This window comes from Paraburkholderia gardini (assembly GCF_907164545.1).
GTDB classification, from domain to species: Bacteria; Pseudomonadota; Gammaproteobacteria; order Burkholderiales; family Burkholderiaceae; genus Paraburkholderia; species Paraburkholderia gardini.
Window position 1 is genome coordinate 411,977 of record NZ_CAJQZB010000001.1, and the last position, 18,659, is coordinate 430,635.

Consider the following 18,659-nt stretch of genomic DNA (forward strand, 5'->3'; position numbering starts at 1 on the left):
ACAGACGGCTCAGGCGATGTTGTGTGCCGGCCGCTGACGCAGCTCAGGCCGGCACGGGCGGCAGGACGACATCCGGTTCATCTGGCGAAGGCGCGCCGGCGATGCGCGCGAGCAGCGCGTCGTAGTCGGCGGGCTGCGGCGCCGTGTTGTCGAACATCAGCAGTTCCCGGGCCAGTTCGGCATTCGGGACGAACCGGCGTTGCCGGTATTCGTCCCAGTGCGCGAGCTTGTACGCATCGTCTGGATTGTTCCGCGTGAGGATGCGCTGGTGCGCCGTCTCTTCCGATGTATAAACCCATACGACATGAATCTCGACGTCGTCCGTCACGCCGAGCCATGCGCGGTCGAACAGAAGCCGGGCGCGAATCTCGCGTGACAGCGGCCCGATCACGAGCGCGCTGATGCCCTGTTCCAGATTTTCGCGCGCGGTGTCGATGAGCCCCCGGTACTCGGGGTCTCGCAGATGCTGCAGAAAGAGCGGACTGTCGCGATCGTTCGGGTCTCCGGTCAGCGCGCCGATCGCCGCGGCGCTATACGCACCGTAAAGCGTGTCCTTGTCGAGCAGGCAGAAGGCCGTGCCCGTGGCGTGCGTCAGCGGCCGGATCAGGCGTTTCGCGAGGGTCGTCTTGCCTGTGCCCGCATGGCCGCAGAAAAATACCAGATGCGTCACAAACGCGTGTCCGTGCTGGACGCGTCGGCACTGTCACTGCCGCTGCCGCGGGCGAACGTGCCGTTCGCCTCCAGCCACATCACGTTGATGATCCCAAACCCCAACGCAACGCCGATGCCGAGAATCCAGGTGAAATACCACATCGCAATCTCCTGCCGGTGTAGGGCTGCCTGACGCGCGACGCGTCCGGAGGGCATGAAGCGATCATGACCAGAAAGCGGGGGCCGCGCAAGAGGGCCGAACGCCGGTGTTCCCGCGACGAGGTTGCCGGGCCAGGTGTTGCCAGAAGCGCATGCCCCGCAGGTATCATGGATGTCGATCGAACGGCGCAGGACAGGCGCCGCACCCATGGCTGCTTGCAATTATCTGACCGCGAAACGAAAACAAGGGGAGACCGACATGCCGTTGCGTTTGCCGGTTGCATGGAAATTCGCCGTGAGCGCCACGCTTGTGGCATGCCTCGCCGCGCTGGCAGGCTGCGCCTCGGAGCCCGCCGGGCCCGTTCCCTACAAGGACGTGCCCGCCGCGCGCATCGTCAAGCCAGGCTACACGCAGCCCGAAACCGGCAAGATCGCGGTCGACGTCCGCCGCGAGCGCTCGGGCGACGTCGTGATCCGCTTTCGCGACGCGCTCGTTTATGTCGACGGCGAGCAGGTCACCGACCTGATGAACGGCGAGCGCGTGATCTTCTATCTCAGCCCGGGCATGCACCGGATTGCCGTGTCGACGCAATTCGATCCTGTCATCGAGATGCAGTTCATGGTCACCGACCGCTACACGAACCACGCGAGTGTCACGTTCAACCCGGAACATCGCATCCAGTTACGGCGTGTGCCGAAGTGATGAGGCCAGCCACCTGTCGGCGCGATGCAGTTTCGACGCACGTTCTGCACAAAGAGTCCGTAACATGATGGCCGCTTCTTTCACTGTATCCGGACACGCCGCGCGCATTTGCGACCGCGGCCTGCCCGCCGCTGTTATCAAGGTAATGAGACGATGCTGATCAACTGCGCTGCATACCAGGAAGGCCGGAAACTGGCCGACATCGAGATCGACGACATCAGCACTTATGTGGCCAAGCCCGAATGCTTCGTCTGGGTCGCGTTGAAGGATCCGGGCCCCGGCGAACTCGACGTGATGAAGCACGAGTTCGGCCTGCACGAACTGGCGGTCGAAGACGTCCGCAACGGCCATCAGCGCCCGAAAATCGAGGAATACGGCGATTCGCTGTTCGCGGTGATGCACACCATCGAAATGGACGACGAGGGTGAGCTGCTGATCGGCGAAATGGACGTATTCGTCGGTCCGAACTATGTGCTCTCGGTGCGTAACCGGACGCAGCACGGTTTCCAGGAAGTGCGCGCGCGCTGCGAACGCGAGCCGAAGCTGCTCAAGGAAGGCTCGGCGTTCGTGCTGTACGCGCTTGCCGACAACATCGTCGATCGCTACTTTCCGGTTCTCGAAAAACTCGGCGCCGAAATCGAGGAGATCGAGGACCGCATCTTCGGCAAGCACAGCCTCGCCGCGTCGCGCGCGATCATCGAGGATCTGTACGCGTTAAAGCGCCGCCTCGTGCTGCTCGAGCATCACATCGCGCCGCTTCTCGAAGGCATCGGCCAGTTGACGGGCGGGCGTATCCCGGCGATCTGCCAGGGCATGCAGGCGTACTTCCGCGATGTGTACGACCATCTCGACCGGATCGTGCGCACGATCGAAGGCCGTCGCGAGATGATCGTCACCGCCGTGCAGGTCAATCTCGGCATGATCTCGCTCGCCGAGAACGAGGTCACCAAGCGCCTCGGTTCGTTCGCCGCGCTGTTCGCGGTGCCGACGATGATCGCCGGGATCTACGGGATGAATTTCCAGGAGATTCCCGAACTGCACTGGCAATACGGCTATCCAGCGTGCGTGGCCGTGATGGCATTGCTCGACGGGTTCCTGTACTGGCGTTTCAAGAAGGCCAACTGGCTGTGAATGCAGGCGGTCGCGCTGCACCGGTCGCGTGGCCGGCAACCGCACCGCCGCGCGGCGTCAGCGTCGGGTCAGGGCGAGCCTGACGCCGAGCCCGATGAAGCCGGCGCCGATCACGCGGTCGATCCAGCGGCGCACAACGGGTTGCGAGCGCACCGCACGCGCGGCCCGCGCGGCAAGCCATGCAACGACGCAGTCGTTGATGAGCCCAAGCGTGACGAATACCGCGCCCAGCACGAGAAAGGCGGCGGTCTTGTGCGCGCTGCCGGTGGCGACGAACTGCGGGAAAAACGCGATATAGAAGAGCAGCACTTTCGGGTTCGACGCATTTGTCACGAAGCCGCGAAAGAGCAGTGTGCGGGGCGAGCGTTGCAACGCGACCCGCGCCTCGACGCTGCCGGCGGAACCGGTGGAACCGGCGCCTGGCCACAGCATGCGCAGACCGAGCCACATCAGGTAACCCGCGCCGATCCACTTGATTGCATTGAACGCGCCGGGTGAGGCCGCGATGAGCGCGGTCAGGCCCACCGCGCACGCGACCGTATGCGCGCAGCCACCGAGCGAGACGCCCAGCGCCGAGAGAAGGCCGGCGCGCCGGCCCTGCGCGATGCTCTGGCCGGCCACATACGCGATGTCCGGACCGGGCGTCAGGTTGAGCGCGGTGACGGCAACAAGGAACAGCGGAAACTGGATGATCCCGAACATGATGCAGCCCGTCCCGGTCGGCAAGGAAGTAGCCCCGATCATAGCGAAGTCGCCCCTGGCCTGCAGGGCACGCCCGGGTCTGACGGAAGCACCGCGTTCTTCCCGCTTGCAGCGCGCGCAATAAAAGGCCAGCATAAGCGGCCCGTCGGCGTGCAACCGTGCACCGGATGGGATGACTTCAACGCCGGACCGAGCGAAAGACCTTGTCAGAACGTAGTCTTGTGGCACACCACACCGGCCGCACGGGTTGCATACGGCACACGCGCCGCGTGAAGAGGTGTGCGCTGCAGCACTGCCTGCCGTTGACATATCCGGCAGGCTACGTCGAGAATAGGCCCCGCAAACGTTTGCGCCCAATCAAAAATACGGCTCGCACGGAGCCAACAACTGGAGATCCGCATGAACCACCGCATTCGTCGCCGCGTCCTGGCGGCTACCGTCGTGCTCACCGCTGCCGCCGTTCTGCCGATGTCGAGCGCTTATGCGCAGGCTGCCCACAAGCCGAAGGTCGCGCTTGTCATGAAGTCCCTCGCCAACGAGTTCTTCCTCACCATGGAAACCGGCGCGAAGGATTACCAGAAACACAATCCGAACAACTTCGACCTGATCACGAACGGCATCAAGGACGAGACCGATACCGCGAACCAGATCCGTATCGTCGAGCAGATGATCGTATCGAAGGTGGACGCGATCGTGCTCGCGCCGGCTGATTCGAAGGCGCTCGTGCCAGTCGTGAAGAAGGCTGTCGACGCCGGCATCATTGTCGTGAACATCGACAACCGGCTCGATCAGGACGTGCTGAAGTCGAAGAACCTCAACGTGCCGTTCGTCGGCCCGGATAACCGCAAGGGCGCGCAGAAGGTCGGCGACTATCTCGCGAAGAAGCTGAAGGCCGGCGACGAAGTCGGGATCATCGAGGGCGTGTCGACGACCACCAACGCGCAGCAACGCACGGCGGGCTTCAAGGACGCGATGCAGACGGTCGGCGCGAAGGTCGTGTCCGTACAGTCGGGCGACTGGGAAATCGACAAGGGCAACGCGGTCGCCTCGGCGATGCTGAGCGAGCATCCCAACATCAAGGCGCTGCTGGCCGGCAACGACAACATGGCGATCGGCGCCGTGTCGGCGGTGCGTGCGGCGGGCAAGCAGGGCAAGGTCTACGTGGTCGGCTATGACGACATCAACGCGATCAAGCCGATGCTGAAGGACGGCCGCGTGCTTGCCACCGCCGACCAGTACGCGGCAAAGCAGGCCGTGTTCGGTATCGATACCGCGCTGAAGGCGCTCAGCGAGCACAAGAAGCAGTCGGAGCTGTCCGGCGTGGTTGAAACGCCAGTCGACCTCGTCACGAAGTAAAACGCTGCAAGGCGGCGACGGCGGCTGTCCACGATGGGCCGTGAGCAGACGCGCGCTTCCGCGCACGCCGGTTCGTCGCTTTTCAACGGACGCTCAAGAAAGGCGCGCCGCCGCCGTTATTGCACAGATAGACGTCATGGCGACAGCCTGCGGCCCCGCGCGTCCCCTTACATGCCGGAATCGGCGCCGTATGGTTAGATCGCGCGAGTGGGTCCGCGCCTGAAGCAGGGCTGAATCCGGCCAGCCCGTATGGCCGCAAGCCCGGCGACCATGACACAGGCAGTCGACCACTGGCTTTCGTTTCGCCGCGGGTATTGCGCGAAAGCCGGCGTGGACGCTGCAAGAACAGGATTGCGATGGATCTGACTGCTCACGAAGCACAGCCGGCCATTTTATCCGTCACCGGTATCGGCAAGACGTATGTCGAACCGGTGCTCGCCAACGTCGACCTCGACCTGCATGCAGGCGAGGTGCTGGCGCTCACCGGCGAGAACGGTGCAGGCAAGAGCACGCTGTCGAAAATCATCGGCGGACTGGTCGATCCGACGACCGGCACGATGCGCCTCGGCGGCAGCGCGTATGCGCCCGCCAGCCGGAGCGCGGCGGAAGCGCTTGGCGTACGGATGGTGATGCAGGAGCTGAACCTGCTGCCGACACTCTCGGTGGCGGAAAACCTGTTCCTGAACCATCTGCCGCAAAGCGGGCTGCTGCGCCTCGGCTGGATCGACCGCCGCAAACTGCGCGAAAACGCGCGCGGGGCGATGGCGCAGGTCGGGCTCGATGCGATCGACCCGGACACGCTCGTCGGCGAACTCGGCATCGGGCATCAGCAGATGGTCGAGATCGCGCGCAACCTGATCGGCGACTGCCGCGTGCTGATTCTCGACGAACCGACCGCGATGCTGACTTCACGCGAAGTCGACCTGCTGTTCGAGCAGATCGCACGGCTGAAGGCGCGTGGCGTGGCACTCGTCTACATCTCGCACCGGCTCGAGGAACTGGCTCGTGTTGCTGAGCGGGTCGCGATCCTGCGCGACGGCAAACTGGTGCATGTGGACCGGATGGCGAACCTGACGAGCGACCAGATCGTCACGCTGATGGTGGGCCGCGAGATCGGCGAGCGCATCGACCTCGGCGTGCGCAATATCGGCGCGCCGCTCCTTAAGGTGGAGGGCATCGGCCGCGGCGACGTCGTGCGCGACGTGTCGTTCGAGGTTCGCGCCGGCGAGATTTTCGGCGTGAGCGGGTTGATCGGCGCGGGCCGCACGGAACTGATGCGGCTGATTTACGGCGCCGACGTGAAGGATCGCGGCACGGTATCGCTCGCGCCAACGCCCGGCGCCGCGCCCGTGCCGCTGCGGATCGCGACGCCCGCCGACGCGGTGCGCGCAGGTATCGCGCTCATCACCGAGGACCGCAAGGGTGAAGGCCTGCTGCTGCCGCTGCCGATTGCCGCGAACGTGTCGCTTGGCAACGTCGGCAGCGTCGCGCGTCATGGCGTGGTCGACGCGAAACGCGAAAACGCGCTGGCGATGAAGCAGATCCAGGCGATGCGGATTCGCAGCGCCGGACCCGCGCAACCGGTTGGCGAGCTGTCGGGCGGCAACCAGCAGAAGGTGGTGATCGGCCGCTGGCTCGCGCGCGACTGCAAGGTGCTGCTGTTCGACGAACCGACGCGCGGTATCGATGTCGGCGCGAAGTTCGATATCTACGGCCTGATGGGCGCCCTCGCGCGCGAGGGCCGGGCGCTCGTCGTGGTGTCGAGCGACCTGCGCGAGCTGATGCTCATCTGCGACCGGATCGGCGTGATGTCGGCGGGCCGGATGACAGGCATTTTCAGCCGGGACGACTGGTCGCAGGACGCGCTGCTCGCAGCGGCGTTCGCCGGTTACCGGAGTCGCGAGGCGCTGCTCCACGCGCCCGAAACGAATGAAGCAGGGAGTGTGTGATGACAAACCTGACGAACCCGCCGCACGCCGCGCCGCCGGACGATCCATCGGCGCCGGTTCCGGCCGGCAGGCCAGCCGGGACGCGCCTTGGCGTTTCGAATTACCTGGGGCTGGCCGGCGCGCTGCTGGCGATGATCGCGCTGTTCTCGGTGCTGAGCGCGCATTTCCTGACGTACGAGACGTTCATCACGATCGCCAACCAGATTCCCGATCTCGTCGTGATGTCGGTCGGCATGACGTTCGTGCTGATCATCGCGGGCATCGACCTGTCGGTGGGCTCGGTGCTCGCGCTGGGCGCCTCGGTGGTGAGCGTCGCCGCATTGAAATGGGGCTGGGCAGCGTTTCCCGCCGCGCTGATCGGCCTCGCGGCCGCCGCGCTGACGGGCACGGTGACGGGCGCGGTCACGGTCGGCTGGCGGATTCCGTCGTTTATCGTCTCGCTGGGCGTGCTGGAAGCCGCGCGCGGCCTCGCGTACCAGATGACGAATTCGCGCACGGCCTACATCGGCGACGCCTTCGACTTTCTGTCGAATCCGATCGCCGTCGGCATCTCGCCGGCCTTCCTGATCGCGGTGGCGGTGATGATCGTCGCGCAGTTCGTGCTCACGCGCACCGTGTTCGGACGCTATCTGGTCGGCATCGGCACGAACGAGGAAGCGGTGCGGCTCGCGGGCGTCAATCCGCGACCCTACAAGATCATCGTGTTCGCGTTGATGGGCGCGCTGTCGGGGCTGGCGGCGCTGTTCCAGATTTCACGGCTCGAAGCGGCGGATCCGAACGCGGGCGTCGGGCTCGAACTGCAGGTGATCGCCGCCGTGGTGATCGGCGGGACGAGCCTGATGGGCGGGCGCGGTTCCGTGATCAGCACGTTTTTCGGTGTGTTGATCATCTCGGTGCTGGCGGCCGGGCTGGCGCAGATCGGCGCGAACGAGCCGACCAAGCGCATCATCACCGGGTCGGTGATCGTGGTCGCGGTCGTGCTCGATACGTATCGCAGCCGTCGCAAACGCAAGGCGTGACGCGAAGGCGCAGACGGGGCGAGTTGCAGGTGGGGTGGTAAAGGCAGTAGCAGTAGCAGTCGAAGCAAAATGAAACTGGGGCCAGTCATCGATTGAGAAAGCCGGCGCGCATGCGCGAACGCATTGCGTGACAGACCGGTCAGCAACAAGAACGAGCAGGAGAGGAACGGGTTATGGCGACGATCAAGGATGTGGCGGCCGTGGCCGGCGTGTCGTTTACGACGGTGTCGCATGTGGTCAACAATTCGCGGCCGGTGTCGGCCGACGTGCGCGCGAAGGTAGAGCGTGCGATCAGCCAGCTGCACTATGTGCCGTCGGCGGTTGCACGCTCGCTGAAGGCGCGCGCGACCGCGACAATCGGTCTCGTGGTGCCGAACAGCACGAATCCGTATTTCGCGGAGCTTGCGCGCGGCGTCGAGGACGGTTGCGCGCGCAACGGCTACTGCGTGTTCTTCTGCAATTCCGACGACGATCCCGCGAAGCAGCGCAACTACCTGCGCGTGCTGCAGGAAAAGCGGATCGACGGGTTGATCATCGCCTCTGCCGGCGACGACTCCGTGCTCGCGCAGAGTCTTGCCGACGCGCGTGAGCCGCTCGTGGTCGTCGATCGCAACATCGAAGGGCTCAACGCCGATCTGGTTCAGATCGACCATGAAAAGGGCGCCTATCTGGCGACGCGGCATCTGCTCGAACTGGGCCATGCACGGGTCGGCTGCATTACAGGCCCCGTCGCGACCGCGGTGAGCGCGATGCGCGTGCACGGCTTCATCCGCGCGATGACGGAGCGCGGCATCGAGATTCCATCGGGCGCGATCGTCGAAAGCGATTTTTCGGGGATGGGCGGGCATCGCGCAGCGAGCCAGCTGTTCAACACGGTGGCCCCAAGCGCGATTTTCGCGGGCAACGACATGATGGGTATCGGCGCGCTGCGCGCCGCGGCCGAGCGCGGTATCAGCGTGCCGCGCGACTGCTCGATCATCGGTTTCGACGATATCGAACTGGGACGCTTCACGTATCCGGCGCTTTCGACGGTCGGACAATCGGTGCGCGCGCTTGGCGACATGGCCGCGCAGACGCTGCTCGAACGCATCACGGGCGCCACCGACGCGCCGACCCGCCGGCGCGTCGTCGCGCCGCGGCTGATCATCCGCGAGTCGACTTCGGCGTTCATGAGCGCATCGCGCCGTCACGCCGCGGCCGGCAGCCACACGGGCAACCTTTGAGCACACAGGTTACCGCGCGGCGCCGCGATTCTGAACGACTGAAGGAGAGGGAAGTGGCAATAGCAGCAACGCGCGGCCGGGTTGCCGTGATGGGCAGCCTGAACATGGATCTCGTCGCGCGGGCGCCGCGTCTGCCGCGGCCGGGCGAGACACTCGCCGGACACGCCTTCGCGCAGGTCGCGGGCGGCAAGGGCGGCAATCAGGCCGTCGCCGCGGCGCGGCTCGGCGCGCAGGTCGCGATGATCGGCTGTGTCGGCGCCGACGCGAACGGCGCGCAGCTGCGCGCCGGCCTCGAAACCGAGGGCATCGACTGCGCGGCGCTCGAAACCAGCGACTCCACGTCCACCGGCGTCGCGCTCATCATCGTCGACGACGGCAGCCAGAACGCGATCGTGATCGTGGCCGGCAGCAACGGCGAAGTCACACCGGCAAGCATCACGCGCCACGAAGCGGCGCTGGCCGCCGCGGATGTCGTCGTATGCCAGCTGGAAACGCCACCTGAGACCGTCAAGGCAGCCCTTGCGACGGCGCGGCGCATGGGCAAGACCGTCATCCTGAATCCGGCGCCGGCTGTCGGACCATTGCCGTCCGACTGGTTTCAGCTCATCGATTACCTGATTCCGAATGAACTCGAAGCGACGACACTGACTGGCCTGCCGGCCAGCACGCCCGACGAGGCTGCCGTGGCCGCGGCGGCGCTGCGCCAGGCGGGCGCGCGCAACGTGCTCGTTACACTGGGTGCGCAGGGCGTCCACGTGGCGCTGGAAAACGGTGAATCCGCGCACTACGCCGCGCCGAAAGTGAACGCTGTCGATACGACAGCAGCAGGCGACACGTTCATCGGCGGCTTCGCGGCGCAACTCGCAGCCGGTGCGCCGGTCGACGCGGCGATCCGGTTCGCGCAGCGGGCCGCGGCGCTCTCGGTCACGCGTGAAGGCGCACAGCCTTCGATTCCATATCAGGCGGAAATGACGGGTTAACCAGTCTGACAGGCGGGAACCCGGATGACAGCTATTTGTAATTTATACCTCGATGCATCGCAGCATTAGTCAGACAATATAAAAACTTCAAGTCCTGTTCAGGGGTGCCGTAAACACGTCCAGAGCGACGGATCTACGCCGGAGCAAACGTGTGCGCGGCGAATCCAGGTGTCGCGCATGCCAGTTCTCATTCGATGGCATACGGGAAGAAGCATGTTGAACAAGGGCATCACCATCAAGGCGCGCATCGGTTTGACGATGGCGTTTCTCGCCGCGCTGTCGATCGCTATTGGCATACTCGGTCTTTCCGGCATGAGCGAGGCGAACGACGCCTATCGCAGCACGTTCACCGACCAGATGCCGAGCGCGAAGAATATCGGCACCGCTGAACTGTATGTCGCGCGCGAGCGTCTCGCGCTCGACCGCTCCGCCTTCCAGATCGGCACGCCGGACGCGCTCAAGACCCTCGAGCGCGCGCGTCTGATGCGCTCGATATCGGAAGACGCGTGGAAGAAATACATGGACCTGCCGCGTGGACCCGAGGAAGACCGCCTCGCCCAGGATGTCGTCGTCAAGCGCGCAGCCGAATATCAGGTCGCAGATGCGTTCGCCGCGGCGGTCACAGCCGGCGACCAGGCAAAGCTTCTCGATCTGGCCAAACAGCTGCAGGCAGCGCACGTCGAACTGTCGGCGGCGGACGAGACGCTCGGCAAGTTCCAGTTCAACCAGGCGAAGGACGGCTACGACGCCGCGCAGTCGAGCTTCGCGACGTTTCGCATCGTGACCGCGGTGGCGATTGTCGCCGGCTTGCTGGCAGCGTTCTTTTCGTACATTACGCTGCGCGGCGCCATTGCCCGCCCGCTTGGCGAAGCCATCGGACATTTCGACGCAATCGCCGCAGGCGACCTGCGGCGCCCGATTGTGGTGCGTTCACGCGATGAGATGGGCCAGCTGCTCGAAGGCGTCGGCCGGATGCAGCGCAGCCTGATCGAGACCGTGCGCTCGGTGCGCGCCGGCAGCGAATCGATCGCCACGGCGACGCGCCAGATCGCCGCCGGCAACATCGACCTGTCCTCGCGCACGGAAGAGCAGGCTTCGGCGCTGCAGGAAACGGCGGCGAGCATGGAAGAGCTCACGGGCACCGTCAAGCAGAACGCCGACAATGCCCGCCAGGCAAGCGCGCTGGCCGCCAATGCGTCGGAGATCGCGAACCGGGGTAATGCGGTGGTCGGGCAGGTCGTCGGCACGATGGGCGACATCAACCAGAGCTCGACGAAGATCGCCGACATCATCTCGATCATCGAAGGGATCGCGTTCCAGACCAACATCCTGGCGCTGAACGCGGCCGTCGAAGCGGCCCGCGCGGGCGAGGAAGGGCGCGGGTTCGCGGTCGTGGCAGGCGAGGTGCGCAGCCTTGCACAACGTTCGTCGGCGGCAGCCAGGGAAATCAAGGAGCTGATCGACACGTCGGTGGAACGCGTGCAGTCGGGCTCGGCGCTCGTGGACGAGGCGGGCCGCACGATGACCGAGATCATCGGTGCGGTGCAGCGTGTGACCGATATCATGGGCGAAATCGCCGCGGCCTCGGAAGAGCAGAGCAGCGGCATTGACCAGGTCGCGCGAGCCGTGACGCAGATGGACGAAGCGACCCAGCAGAACGCGGCGCTCGTCGAGGAAGCAGCGGCCGCGGCGCAGTCGCTGGAAGATCAGGCGGGCAGGCTGCGCACGGCCGTCTCCGTATTTCATCTGGAAGATGGCCCGGCAGGATCGGGCGTCGTGGCCGCGGCACGCAAGCCGGTGCATCGGGCGACGGCGGTGCCGGCCAGCAAAGTGGCCCGGGCGACGCCGGCGACGCCGGCGAGACCCGCCAGCGCCGCACCGGCGCTGGCCGCGGCACCGCGTGCCGCGGCCATGGCCGTAGCAGTAGCGGGCAGCGACAAGGACTGGGAAACCTTCTGAAGAACACGGCGCTGCCGCAGCGTGGCGGCGGCGCATGCAGGTCCCCTCGAAAGACCGTGGTTGCTGGTTTGTGCCGGCCATCACGGTCTTTTTTTCGCCATTCAGAATAATGAGGTGACCCAGGATCGACGCGCTTCCGGTACATTGTCGGGCGCGAAGGTTGCTCTCGCGGCATGAATGGGTGGGCCCGTCCAGGGCATCATGCCACTGCAACGCAGTGAACACGTCGTCAATCACAATCAAGCGCGATAGCGTGCCTGGAAGGGACCTACATGACGCAATACGACCTCGCCACACGCCTCGTGAAAGCGCGCCAGCAGCATCGCCCGGTCGAAGGGCTGTCACTGGACAGCCTGCCACCCGATGCGGCCAGCGCCTACGCGATCCAGCAGGCCGTCATCGCTGGACTGGGCACCACCACGGGCGGCTGGAAAATCGGCGCGAAGAGCCCCGGCGCGGCCGCCTCGGGCGCCCCGATTCCAGCGCCCTGCGTCATCGCCTCGCCCGCGAGCGTCGCCCACAGCGGGTTCTTTCGCGTGTTGCTGGAACTGGAGATCGCCTTTCGCTTCGCCGAACCGATCGAGCCACGCAACGTCGCCTATGCGCGCGACGAGGTGCTCGCGCGTGTCGGTACCGTGCTGCCCGCCATCGAGATCGTCGACAGCCGCTTTGCGGACTGGCCCGAGGTCGCACCGCTCGCGCAACTGGCCGATGCGCAGAACAACGGCGCGCTCATTACCGGTCAGTCCGTGCCTTACGCGGGCGTTGCGCGCACGTTCGACTTCGTTTCGCCCGAACTGGATCTGACCTTCAACGGTGCGTCGCTCGTACCCGGGTCGACCGGTAATCCGGCCGGCGATCCGCGCGAACTGCTCGTCTGGTTCGTTAACCATTGCGCTGCCATGGGTATCGCAATCGAGCCTGAGTGGACCATCACCACCGGCACGTACGTCGGCGCCCACCGCATCGAACAGCCGGGCACCGTGCATGGGCGCATTTACGGCCTCGGTGAAGTGGATATCGTCCTGACATAAGGGCCCTCAAGGGGGCCTTATAGGTGCCTTGAACGTGCCTTGAATCCGGGGTGCCAGGATCCGCCCCGTCTCGCGACGCGCTGCAATGCGCGCTCGCGCACCTTCTCTCTGTTACACACTCCGTCATGCGAAAAAGTAACAGGCACTGCATCCAGTTGCAGCGCGTGCCTGTAGCTGCCGTAAACCTGTTTATGTGCACCATTCACCCCGATCGCGCGTTGAGGGAAAGAAGCAGTGCCGGAGGCACGGATCGGTGAAGCGCGGACACGATGCGTCGCGGGTGAATGTGGTTGCGCGCACATGAGTCGCATGCGTAATGTGCGTGTGCAGACATTAGCGTCATCGCGTGCTTGCGATTGTGCGGCCGAAGAACGTTTATGCTGTATCGACAGCACGAATGTCAGCGATAGCGCCGTATTCGAATGCTGCGTTGGGGGTCGCAGGACCGTTGTGTGTGACGGAAGATTGTAGGTGACCCGAAATGGCTTTTCCAGGGGACGAATGTAACGACGCCGTTGCGGGCCGATTTTCGCAACGTAGTTCGTGAAAAAAAATTTAAAAGGGTTTAGGATGAATTCGAGCGATGTTGTTTCCGATTAGCGCGCCGCGCACGACATCGGTCTAGACTTCGGCGAGGAGGTAGCATGGATATCTACGGCAGTTTCGCGACCCGCTTCGAGAAAACCCGGGAGGATGAACTCTCGCTCGAGGAGTATCTCGCGCTCTGCAAAGACAATCCCGCCGCGTACGCCACTGCGGGCGAACGCATGTTGACAGCTATCGGGGAACCCGAACAGATCGACACCCGTAACGATCCGCGTACGTCGCGTATCTTCGCGAACAAGGTGATCAAGGTATACCCCGCGTTCCGTGAGTTCTACGGAATGGAAGAAGTGATCGAGCAGGTGGTCGCGTATTTCCGGCACTCGGCTCAGGGGCTCGAGGAAAAGAAGCAGATCCTGTATCTGCTTGGGCCGGTCGGCGGCGGCAAGTCGTCGATTGCGGAACGTCTGAAACAACTGGCCGAACGTGTGCCGTTCTATGCGATCAAGGGGTCGCCCGTGAACGAATCGCCGCTCGGGCTTTTCGATTACGACGAGGACGGTCCGATCCTCGAAGAACAGTACGGTATTCCACGCCGCTACCTCAAAACCATTCTCAGTCCGTGGGCCGTCAAACGCCTTCACGAATATAACGGCGACATCCGCAAGTTCCGCGTTGTGCGTCGCTTCCCGTCGATTCTCCGGCAGATCGGTATTGCCAAAACCGAACCGGGCGACGAAAACAATCAGGACATTTCCTCGCTCGTCGGCAAGGTCGACATTCGCAAGCTCGAACAGTACGCACAGGACGACGCTGACGCATACAGCTATTCCGGTGGCCTGTGTCTCGCGAACCAGGGCCTGCTTGAATTCGTCGAAATGTTCAAGGCACCGATCAAGGTGCTGCACCCGCTGCTCACTGCAACGCAGGAAGGCAACTTCAAGGGCACGGAAGGCTTCGGCGCGATCCCGTTCGACGGCATCATCCTCGCCCACTCGAACGAGTCGGAATGGAAGGCGTTCCGCAACAACCGCAACAACGAAGCGCTGCTCGATCGTATCTTCGTCGTGAAGGTGCCGTACTGCCTGCGCTACGGCGAAGAAATGAAGATCTACGAAAAGTTGATCCGCAATTCGTCGCTGTCGAACGCGGTATGCGCACCGGGCACGTTGAAGATGATGTCGCAGTTCTCGGTGCTGACGCGTCTGCACGAACCGGAGAACTCGAGCCTCTTTTCGAAGATGCAGGTGTACGACGGCGAAAATCTGAAGGACACCGATCCGAAAGCCAAATCGTTCCAGGAGTATCGAGATTTCGCCGGCGTCGACGAAGGCATGACGGGTGTGTCGACCCGTTTCGCGTTCAAGATTCTCTCGCGCGTGTTCAACTTCGATTCGACGGAAATCGCGGCGAATCCGGTGCATCTGATGTACGTGCTGGAACAGCAGATCGAACGCGAGCAGTTCCCGCCGGAAACGGAGCAGAAGTATCTGTCGTTCGTGAAGGACGTGCTGGCCTCGCGCTACGCGGAGTTTATCGGCAAGGAAATCCAGACCGCTTATCTGGAGTCGTATTCCGAGTACGGGCAGAACATCTTCGATCGCTATGTGACGTATGCGGACTTCTGGATCCAGGATCAGGAGTTCCGCGATCACGATACCGGCGAGAGCTTCGACCGTGCCGCGCTCAACGCCGAACTGGAGAAGATCGAAAAGCCCGCGGGTATCAGCAACCCGAAGGACTTTCGCAACGAGATCGTCAATTTCGTGCTGCGCGCGCGTGCTGCGAATGCCGGGAAAAATCCGGCCTGGATCAGCTACGAGAAACTGCGTGTCGTGATCGAAAAGAAGATGTTCTCGAACACGGAAGAACTTTTGCCGGTCATCTCGTTCAATGCGAAGGGATCGGCGGAGGAACAGCGCAAGCACGAGGACTTCGTCAACCGGATGGTCGCGAAGGGATACACACCGAAGCAGGTGCGGCTCCTGTGCGACTGGTATCTGCGCGTACGCAAGTCGTCATGACACACAAGGCGTACGGCCTGCGTCGCGCAACGGCGCGGGCACCTTGCGAGGCGCAAGCCGCATGGACATGAGGTTGCATGCGCAACTTGCGTCTCGCGCTCCAGAAATTCGAGCGGGAGACCGGGTGTGCTTCATCAAATCATCGACCGCAGGCTGGCAGGCAAGAACAAGAGCATTGCAAATCGCGAACGCTTTCTGCGTCGCGTAAAGAACTATATTCGTCGCGCCGTATCGGAAGCGGTTCGCGACCGTAGCATCAAGGACATCCAGAACACGCAGAGCATCACGATTCCGCGCAAGGACATCGCGGAACCTTCGTTCCGGCACGGACCGGGCGGCAAGCGTGAAATGGTGCATCCCGGCAACGCCGACTATATCCGCGGCGACAGGATTCCGCGTCCCGGCGGCGGAGGCGGTGGTGGCGGCGGAAACAGCGCAAGCAACGAAGGCGAAGGGCAGGACGACTTCGTATTCGAACTGAGCCGCGAAGAATTCATGCAGTATTTCTTCGACGATCTCGAACTGCCGCGTCTTGTGAAGACGCATCTGCTCGCTGTGCCGACGTGGAAAAGTATCCGCGCAGGCTGGGCGGCCGAAGGCACGCCGAACAACATCGACGTCGTACGTTCGCTGCGCAGCGCGCTTGGCCGCCGCATCGCGCTCGGTGCGCCGCTCGTCAACGAACTGCACGAACTCGAAAAGCAGCTCGAAGAGATGAAGGCCGATCCGGCTGACCGTCGCGACGAGATCAAGGTGCTCGAAGAGGAAATCCATCATCTGCGCGGCCGCATCTGGCGCATTCCGTTTATCGATCCGTTCGACCTGCGTTACGTGAACCGCGTGAAGCAGCCGGAGCCGTCGAGCCAGGCGGTGATGTTCTGTCTGATGGATGTCTCCGGTTCGATGGACGAGCAGCGCAAGGATCTGGCCAAGCGCTTTTTCATCCTGTTGTATCTCTTTCTCAAGCGTAACTACGAGCGGATTGAAGTGGTGTTCATCCGTCATCACACGCGTGCCGAGGAAGTCGACGAAGACACGTTTTTCCATTCGACGGAGAGCGGCGGCACGGTGGTGTCGAGCGCGCTCGAACTGATGACGAAGGTGATGGAGGACCGCTATTCGCCGAGTGAATGGAATATTTACGGCGCCCAGGCATCGGACGGCGACAATTGGACTGACGATTCGCCGAAGTGCCGCAAGATGCTGGCAGATGACATTCTGACCAAGGTGCGCTATTTTGCATATATTCAGGTCACGCCTGAAGAGCAGAACCTGTGGCTCGAATATGCGCAACTCGCGCTGAGCGCGCCGCAGATGGCCATGAAGAAAGTGGAAACGGCAGCGGATATCTACCCGGTTTTCCGGGAACTGTTCGAAAAGCAGGTGGCGTCCTCATGACAACACGACATCTGCACAATGAAGCGCGCGGCTACAAGCCAGAGCGCGGCAAGAGCGCGAAGGAGAGGGATTCCGGTAGCGCTGGCCCCGCCGGGGCAGCAGCAGCACCTGGGCAAACCGCGGTGCCCGTGGAAGGGCAAAGGGAAGTCCGTATGAACGTTGCCGATAGACGGCCTCTGCCGTGCCCGTCCGACTGGACCTTCGAGCTCATCGAAGAATACGATACGCACATTTCCCATGTTGCGGAGCAGTATGGGCTCGACACGTATCCCATCCAGCTCGAACTCATCAGTTCCGAACAGATGATGGACGCGTATGCGTCCGTCGGCATGCCGGTCAATTACCGGCACTGGTCGTTCGGCAAGCATTATCTTTCCACTGAAAAGAGCTACCGTCGCGGGCAGATGGGGCTTGCGTACGAAATCGTCATCAATTCGAATCCGTGCATCGCGTATCTGATGGAAGAGAACACGATGACGATGCAGGCGCTCGTCATCGCGCACGCGGCGTATGGGCACAACTCGTTTTTCAAGGGCAACTATCTGTTCCGGCTCTGGACGGATGCCCACGCGATCATCGACTACCTCGTCTACGCAAAAAACTACATCGCGGAATGTGAGGAACGCTTCGGTCTCGATCGCGTGGAAGAGCTGCTCGATTCGTGCCATGCATTGATGAATTATGGCGTGGACCGTTACAAGCGTCCGCAGAAGCTGTCGCTATCGAAGGAATCGGCGGCACGGCGCGAGCGCGAGGCGTACCTGCAATCGCAGGTGAATGAATTGTGGCGCACGTTGCCTTCGAAGAAGGAAGCATTGCCAGAGGAGACGGAAGATCGTTATCCGCCTGAGCCGCAGGAAAATCTGCTGTATTTCGCGGAAAAGAATTCGCCTTTGCTTGAGCCGTGGGAGCGGGAAGTAATCCGGATCGTCCGCAAGGTGGGGCAGTATTTTTATCCGCAGCGGCAGACGCAGGTCATGAACGAAGGATGGGCGACATTCTGGCATTACACGTTGCTCAACACGCTCTATAACCAGGGCAAGCTGGAAGACGGCTTCATGATGGAGTTTCTCCATTCGCACAGCAACGTTGTGTACCAGCCTCCGGTGACGAAGCCGTATTACAGCGGCATCAATCCGTATGCACTGGGTTTTTCGATGATGAGCGACATACGGCGCATCTGCGAATCGCCTACTGACGAAGACAGGCAATGGTTCCCTGAACTGGCCGGCAGTCCGTGGCTGGAAGCGCTGCATTACGCGATGCGCAATTTCAAGGATGAGAGTTTTGTGGCGCAGTATCTTTCGCCGCATCTGATTCGGGAGATGCGGCTGTTTTCAGTGCTCGATGACGATATGCGGGATGCGCTTGAGGTTTCCGCGATTCATGATGAGAGCGGGTATCAGTATGTGAGGCAGGCGTTGTCGCGGCAGTACGATATGCATCATCGTGAGCCGAATATTCAGGTGTGGTCGGTGAATACGCGTGGCGACCGGAGTTTGACCCTTCGGCATTTCATGAGCGATAACCGGCATCTCTCTGGTGACAGTGAAGAGGTTTTGAAGCATATGGCTCGCCTCTGGCAGTTTGACGTTTTTCTCGAAAGCGTTGATGAGAGTGGGACAGTAAGGAAGCGGTATGAATGTCGGTATGTGGCGCCCTTGATCAGGGCTTGATGTTCTGTATTTTTTGGCCTTTCCTTGTGTTCGTGTCGGTCTATTGGTGTTGCCCCTGTGCGGGGTGGCACTTACTTTTCTTTGCCCCCCAAGGGGACTTCCTTCGGGGCGTCTTCCAAAGAAAGGTAAGCAAAAGAAAGGCGCTTCGAAAG

The 18,659-nt window shown here is 62.8% G+C and carries 15 protein-coding genes; 12 read left to right on the plus strand and 3 right to left on the minus strand.

What is annotated here, in order from left to right; all coding sequences use genetic code 11:
* Positions 1-43 precede the first annotated feature (43 nt).
* Positions 44-670: an AAA family ATPase gene (locus LPA37_RS01800; protein ID WP_228976250.1), complete on the minus strand. Its 627-nt coding sequence runs from the start codon at positions 668-670 to the stop codon at positions 44-46.
* Positions 667-813, minus strand: coding sequence for a cytochrome bd-I oxidase subunit CydX (cydX, locus tag LPA37_RS01805; protein ID WP_228976476.1), 147 nt, complete (start codon positions 811-813; stop codon positions 667-669). The genes LPA37_RS01800 and cydX overlap by 4 nt, the downstream gene beginning before the upstream one ends.
* A 256-nt stretch (positions 814-1,069) precedes the next feature.
* Here cydX and LPA37_RS01810 point away from each other — a divergent pair, with 256 nt between their 5' ends.
* Positions 1,070-1,513 carry a hypothetical protein gene (locus tag LPA37_RS01810; RefSeq protein ID WP_229011187.1) on the plus strand — a complete coding sequence of 148 codons (444 nt, stop codon included), beginning with the start codon at positions 1,070-1,072 and terminating at the stop codon, positions 1,511-1,513.
* A 153-nt stretch (positions 1,514-1,666) separates the two neighbouring features.
* Entirely contained in the window at positions 1,667-2,644 is a 978-nt protein-coding gene (gene corA / locus LPA37_RS01815) for a magnesium/cobalt transporter CorA (protein ID WP_228976246.1), read from the plus strand.
* A 57-nt stretch (positions 2,645-2,701) separates the two neighbouring features.
* On the opposite strand, the gene LPA37_RS01820 is transcribed toward corA, so the two are convergent.
* The gene (locus LPA37_RS01820) at positions 2,702-3,346 is read right to left on the minus strand and encodes a LysE family translocator (protein ID WP_228976244.1); all 645 of its coding nucleotides are present in this window, start codon (positions 3,344-3,346) and stop codon (positions 2,702-2,704) included.
* 399 nt (positions 3,347-3,745) lie between these two features.
* On the opposite strand from LPA37_RS01820, the gene LPA37_RS01825 reads away from it, so the two are divergent.
* The 10 genes from LPA37_RS01825 (at position 3,746) to LPA37_RS01870 (ending at position 18,507) form a co-directional block, all read left to right on the plus strand.
* Positions 3,746-4,702 (plus strand): sugar ABC transporter substrate-binding protein, encoded by a 957-nt coding sequence (locus LPA37_RS01825; RefSeq protein WP_228976243.1) that lies wholly within the window; start codon positions 3,746-3,748, stop codon positions 4,700-4,702.
* Positions 4,703-5,058: 356 nt separating this feature from the next.
* Complete coding sequence (locus LPA37_RS01830) at positions 5,059-6,651, plus strand: sugar ABC transporter ATP-binding protein (protein WP_228976241.1); 1,593 nt, start codon at positions 5,059-5,061, stop codon at positions 6,649-6,651.
* Positions 6,651-7,670, plus strand: coding sequence for an ABC transporter permease (locus LPA37_RS01835; RefSeq protein WP_228976239.1), 1,020 nt, complete (start codon positions 6,651-6,653; stop codon positions 7,668-7,670). The genes LPA37_RS01830 and LPA37_RS01835 overlap by 1 nt, the downstream gene beginning before the upstream one ends.
* A 173-nt stretch (positions 7,671-7,843) precedes the next feature.
* Positions 7,844-8,893: a LacI family DNA-binding transcriptional regulator gene (locus LPA37_RS01840; protein WP_229011189.1), complete on the plus strand. Its 1,050-nt coding sequence runs from the start codon at positions 7,844-7,846 to the stop codon at positions 8,891-8,893.
* A 53-nt stretch (positions 8,894-8,946) separates the two neighbouring features.
* Positions 8,947-9,873 (plus strand): ribokinase, encoded by a 927-nt coding sequence (rbsK, locus tag LPA37_RS01845; protein ID WP_229011190.1) that lies wholly within the window; start codon positions 8,947-8,949, stop codon positions 9,871-9,873.
* A 213-nt stretch (positions 9,874-10,086) separates the two neighbouring features.
* Positions 10,087-11,832, plus strand: a complete 1,746-nt coding sequence (locus LPA37_RS01850; protein ID WP_229011192.1) for a methyl-accepting chemotaxis protein — start codon at positions 10,087-10,089, stop codon at positions 11,830-11,832.
* 272 nt (positions 11,833-12,104) lie between these two features.
* Complete coding sequence (locus tag LPA37_RS01855; RefSeq protein WP_229011194.1) at positions 12,105-12,866, plus strand: 2-keto-4-pentenoate hydratase; 762 nt, start codon at positions 12,105-12,107, stop codon at positions 12,864-12,866.
* A gap of 644 nt (positions 12,867-13,510) precedes the next feature.
* Positions 13,511-15,433: a PrkA family serine protein kinase gene (locus LPA37_RS01860; RefSeq protein ID WP_228976232.1), complete on the plus strand. Its 1,923-nt coding sequence runs from the start codon at positions 13,511-13,513 to the stop codon at positions 15,431-15,433.
* Between the two features lie 126 nt (positions 15,434-15,559).
* A complete protein-coding gene (locus LPA37_RS01865; RefSeq protein ID WP_228976229.1) occupies positions 15,560-16,831 on the plus strand; it encodes a YeaH/YhbH family protein in 1,272 nt (423 codons plus the stop codon).
* Complete coding sequence (locus LPA37_RS01870) at positions 16,828-18,507, plus strand: SpoVR family protein (protein ID WP_228976228.1); 1,680 nt, start codon at positions 16,828-16,830, stop codon at positions 18,505-18,507. Before LPA37_RS01865 ends, LPA37_RS01870 begins: the two co-directional genes overlap by 4 nt.
* The last annotated feature ends 152 nt before the right edge of the window (positions 18,508-18,659 follow it).

What these genes read in the sequence shown, in the direction of transcription:
- LPA37_RS01835 (WP_228976239.1), top strand. Translation starts at nt 6,651, where the DNA reads ATGACAAACCTGACGAACCCGCCGCACGCCGCGCCGCCGGACGATCCA.
- LPA37_RS01870 (WP_228976228.1), top strand. Translation starts at nt 16,828, where the DNA reads ATGACAACACGACATCTGCACAATGAAGCGCGCGGCTACAAGCCAGAG.
- LPA37_RS01850 (WP_229011192.1), top strand. Translation starts at nt 10,087, where the DNA reads ATGTTGAACAAGGGCATCACCATCAAGGCGCGCATCGGTTTGACGATG.
- cydX (WP_228976476.1), bottom strand. Translation starts at nt 813, where the DNA reads ATGTGGTATTTCACCTGGATTCTCGGCATCGGCGTTGCGTTGGGGTTT.
- LPA37_RS01820 (WP_228976244.1), bottom strand. Translation starts at nt 3,346, where the DNA reads ATGTTCGGGATCATCCAGTTTCCGCTGTTCCTTGTTGCCGTCACCGCG.
- LPA37_RS01860 (WP_228976232.1), top strand. Translation starts at nt 13,511, where the DNA reads ATGGATATCTACGGCAGTTTCGCGACCCGCTTCGAGAAAACCCGGGAG.
- LPA37_RS01825 (WP_228976243.1), top strand. Translation starts at nt 3,746, where the DNA reads ATGAACCACCGCATTCGTCGCCGCGTCCTGGCGGCTACCGTCGTGCTC.
- LPA37_RS01855 (WP_229011194.1), top strand. Translation starts at nt 12,105, where the DNA reads ATGACGCAATACGACCTCGCCACACGCCTCGTGAAAGCGCGCCAGCAG.
- LPA37_RS01810 (WP_229011187.1), top strand. Translation starts at nt 1,070, where the DNA reads ATGCCGTTGCGTTTGCCGGTTGCATGGAAATTCGCCGTGAGCGCCACG.
- LPA37_RS01830 (WP_228976241.1), top strand. Translation starts at nt 5,059, where the DNA reads ATGGATCTGACTGCTCACGAAGCACAGCCGGCCATTTTATCCGTCACC.
- corA (WP_228976246.1), top strand. Translation starts at nt 1,667, where the DNA reads ATGCTGATCAACTGCGCTGCATACCAGGAAGGCCGGAAACTGGCCGAC.
- LPA37_RS01840 (WP_229011189.1), top strand. Translation starts at nt 7,844, where the DNA reads ATGGCGACGATCAAGGATGTGGCGGCCGTGGCCGGCGTGTCGTTTACG.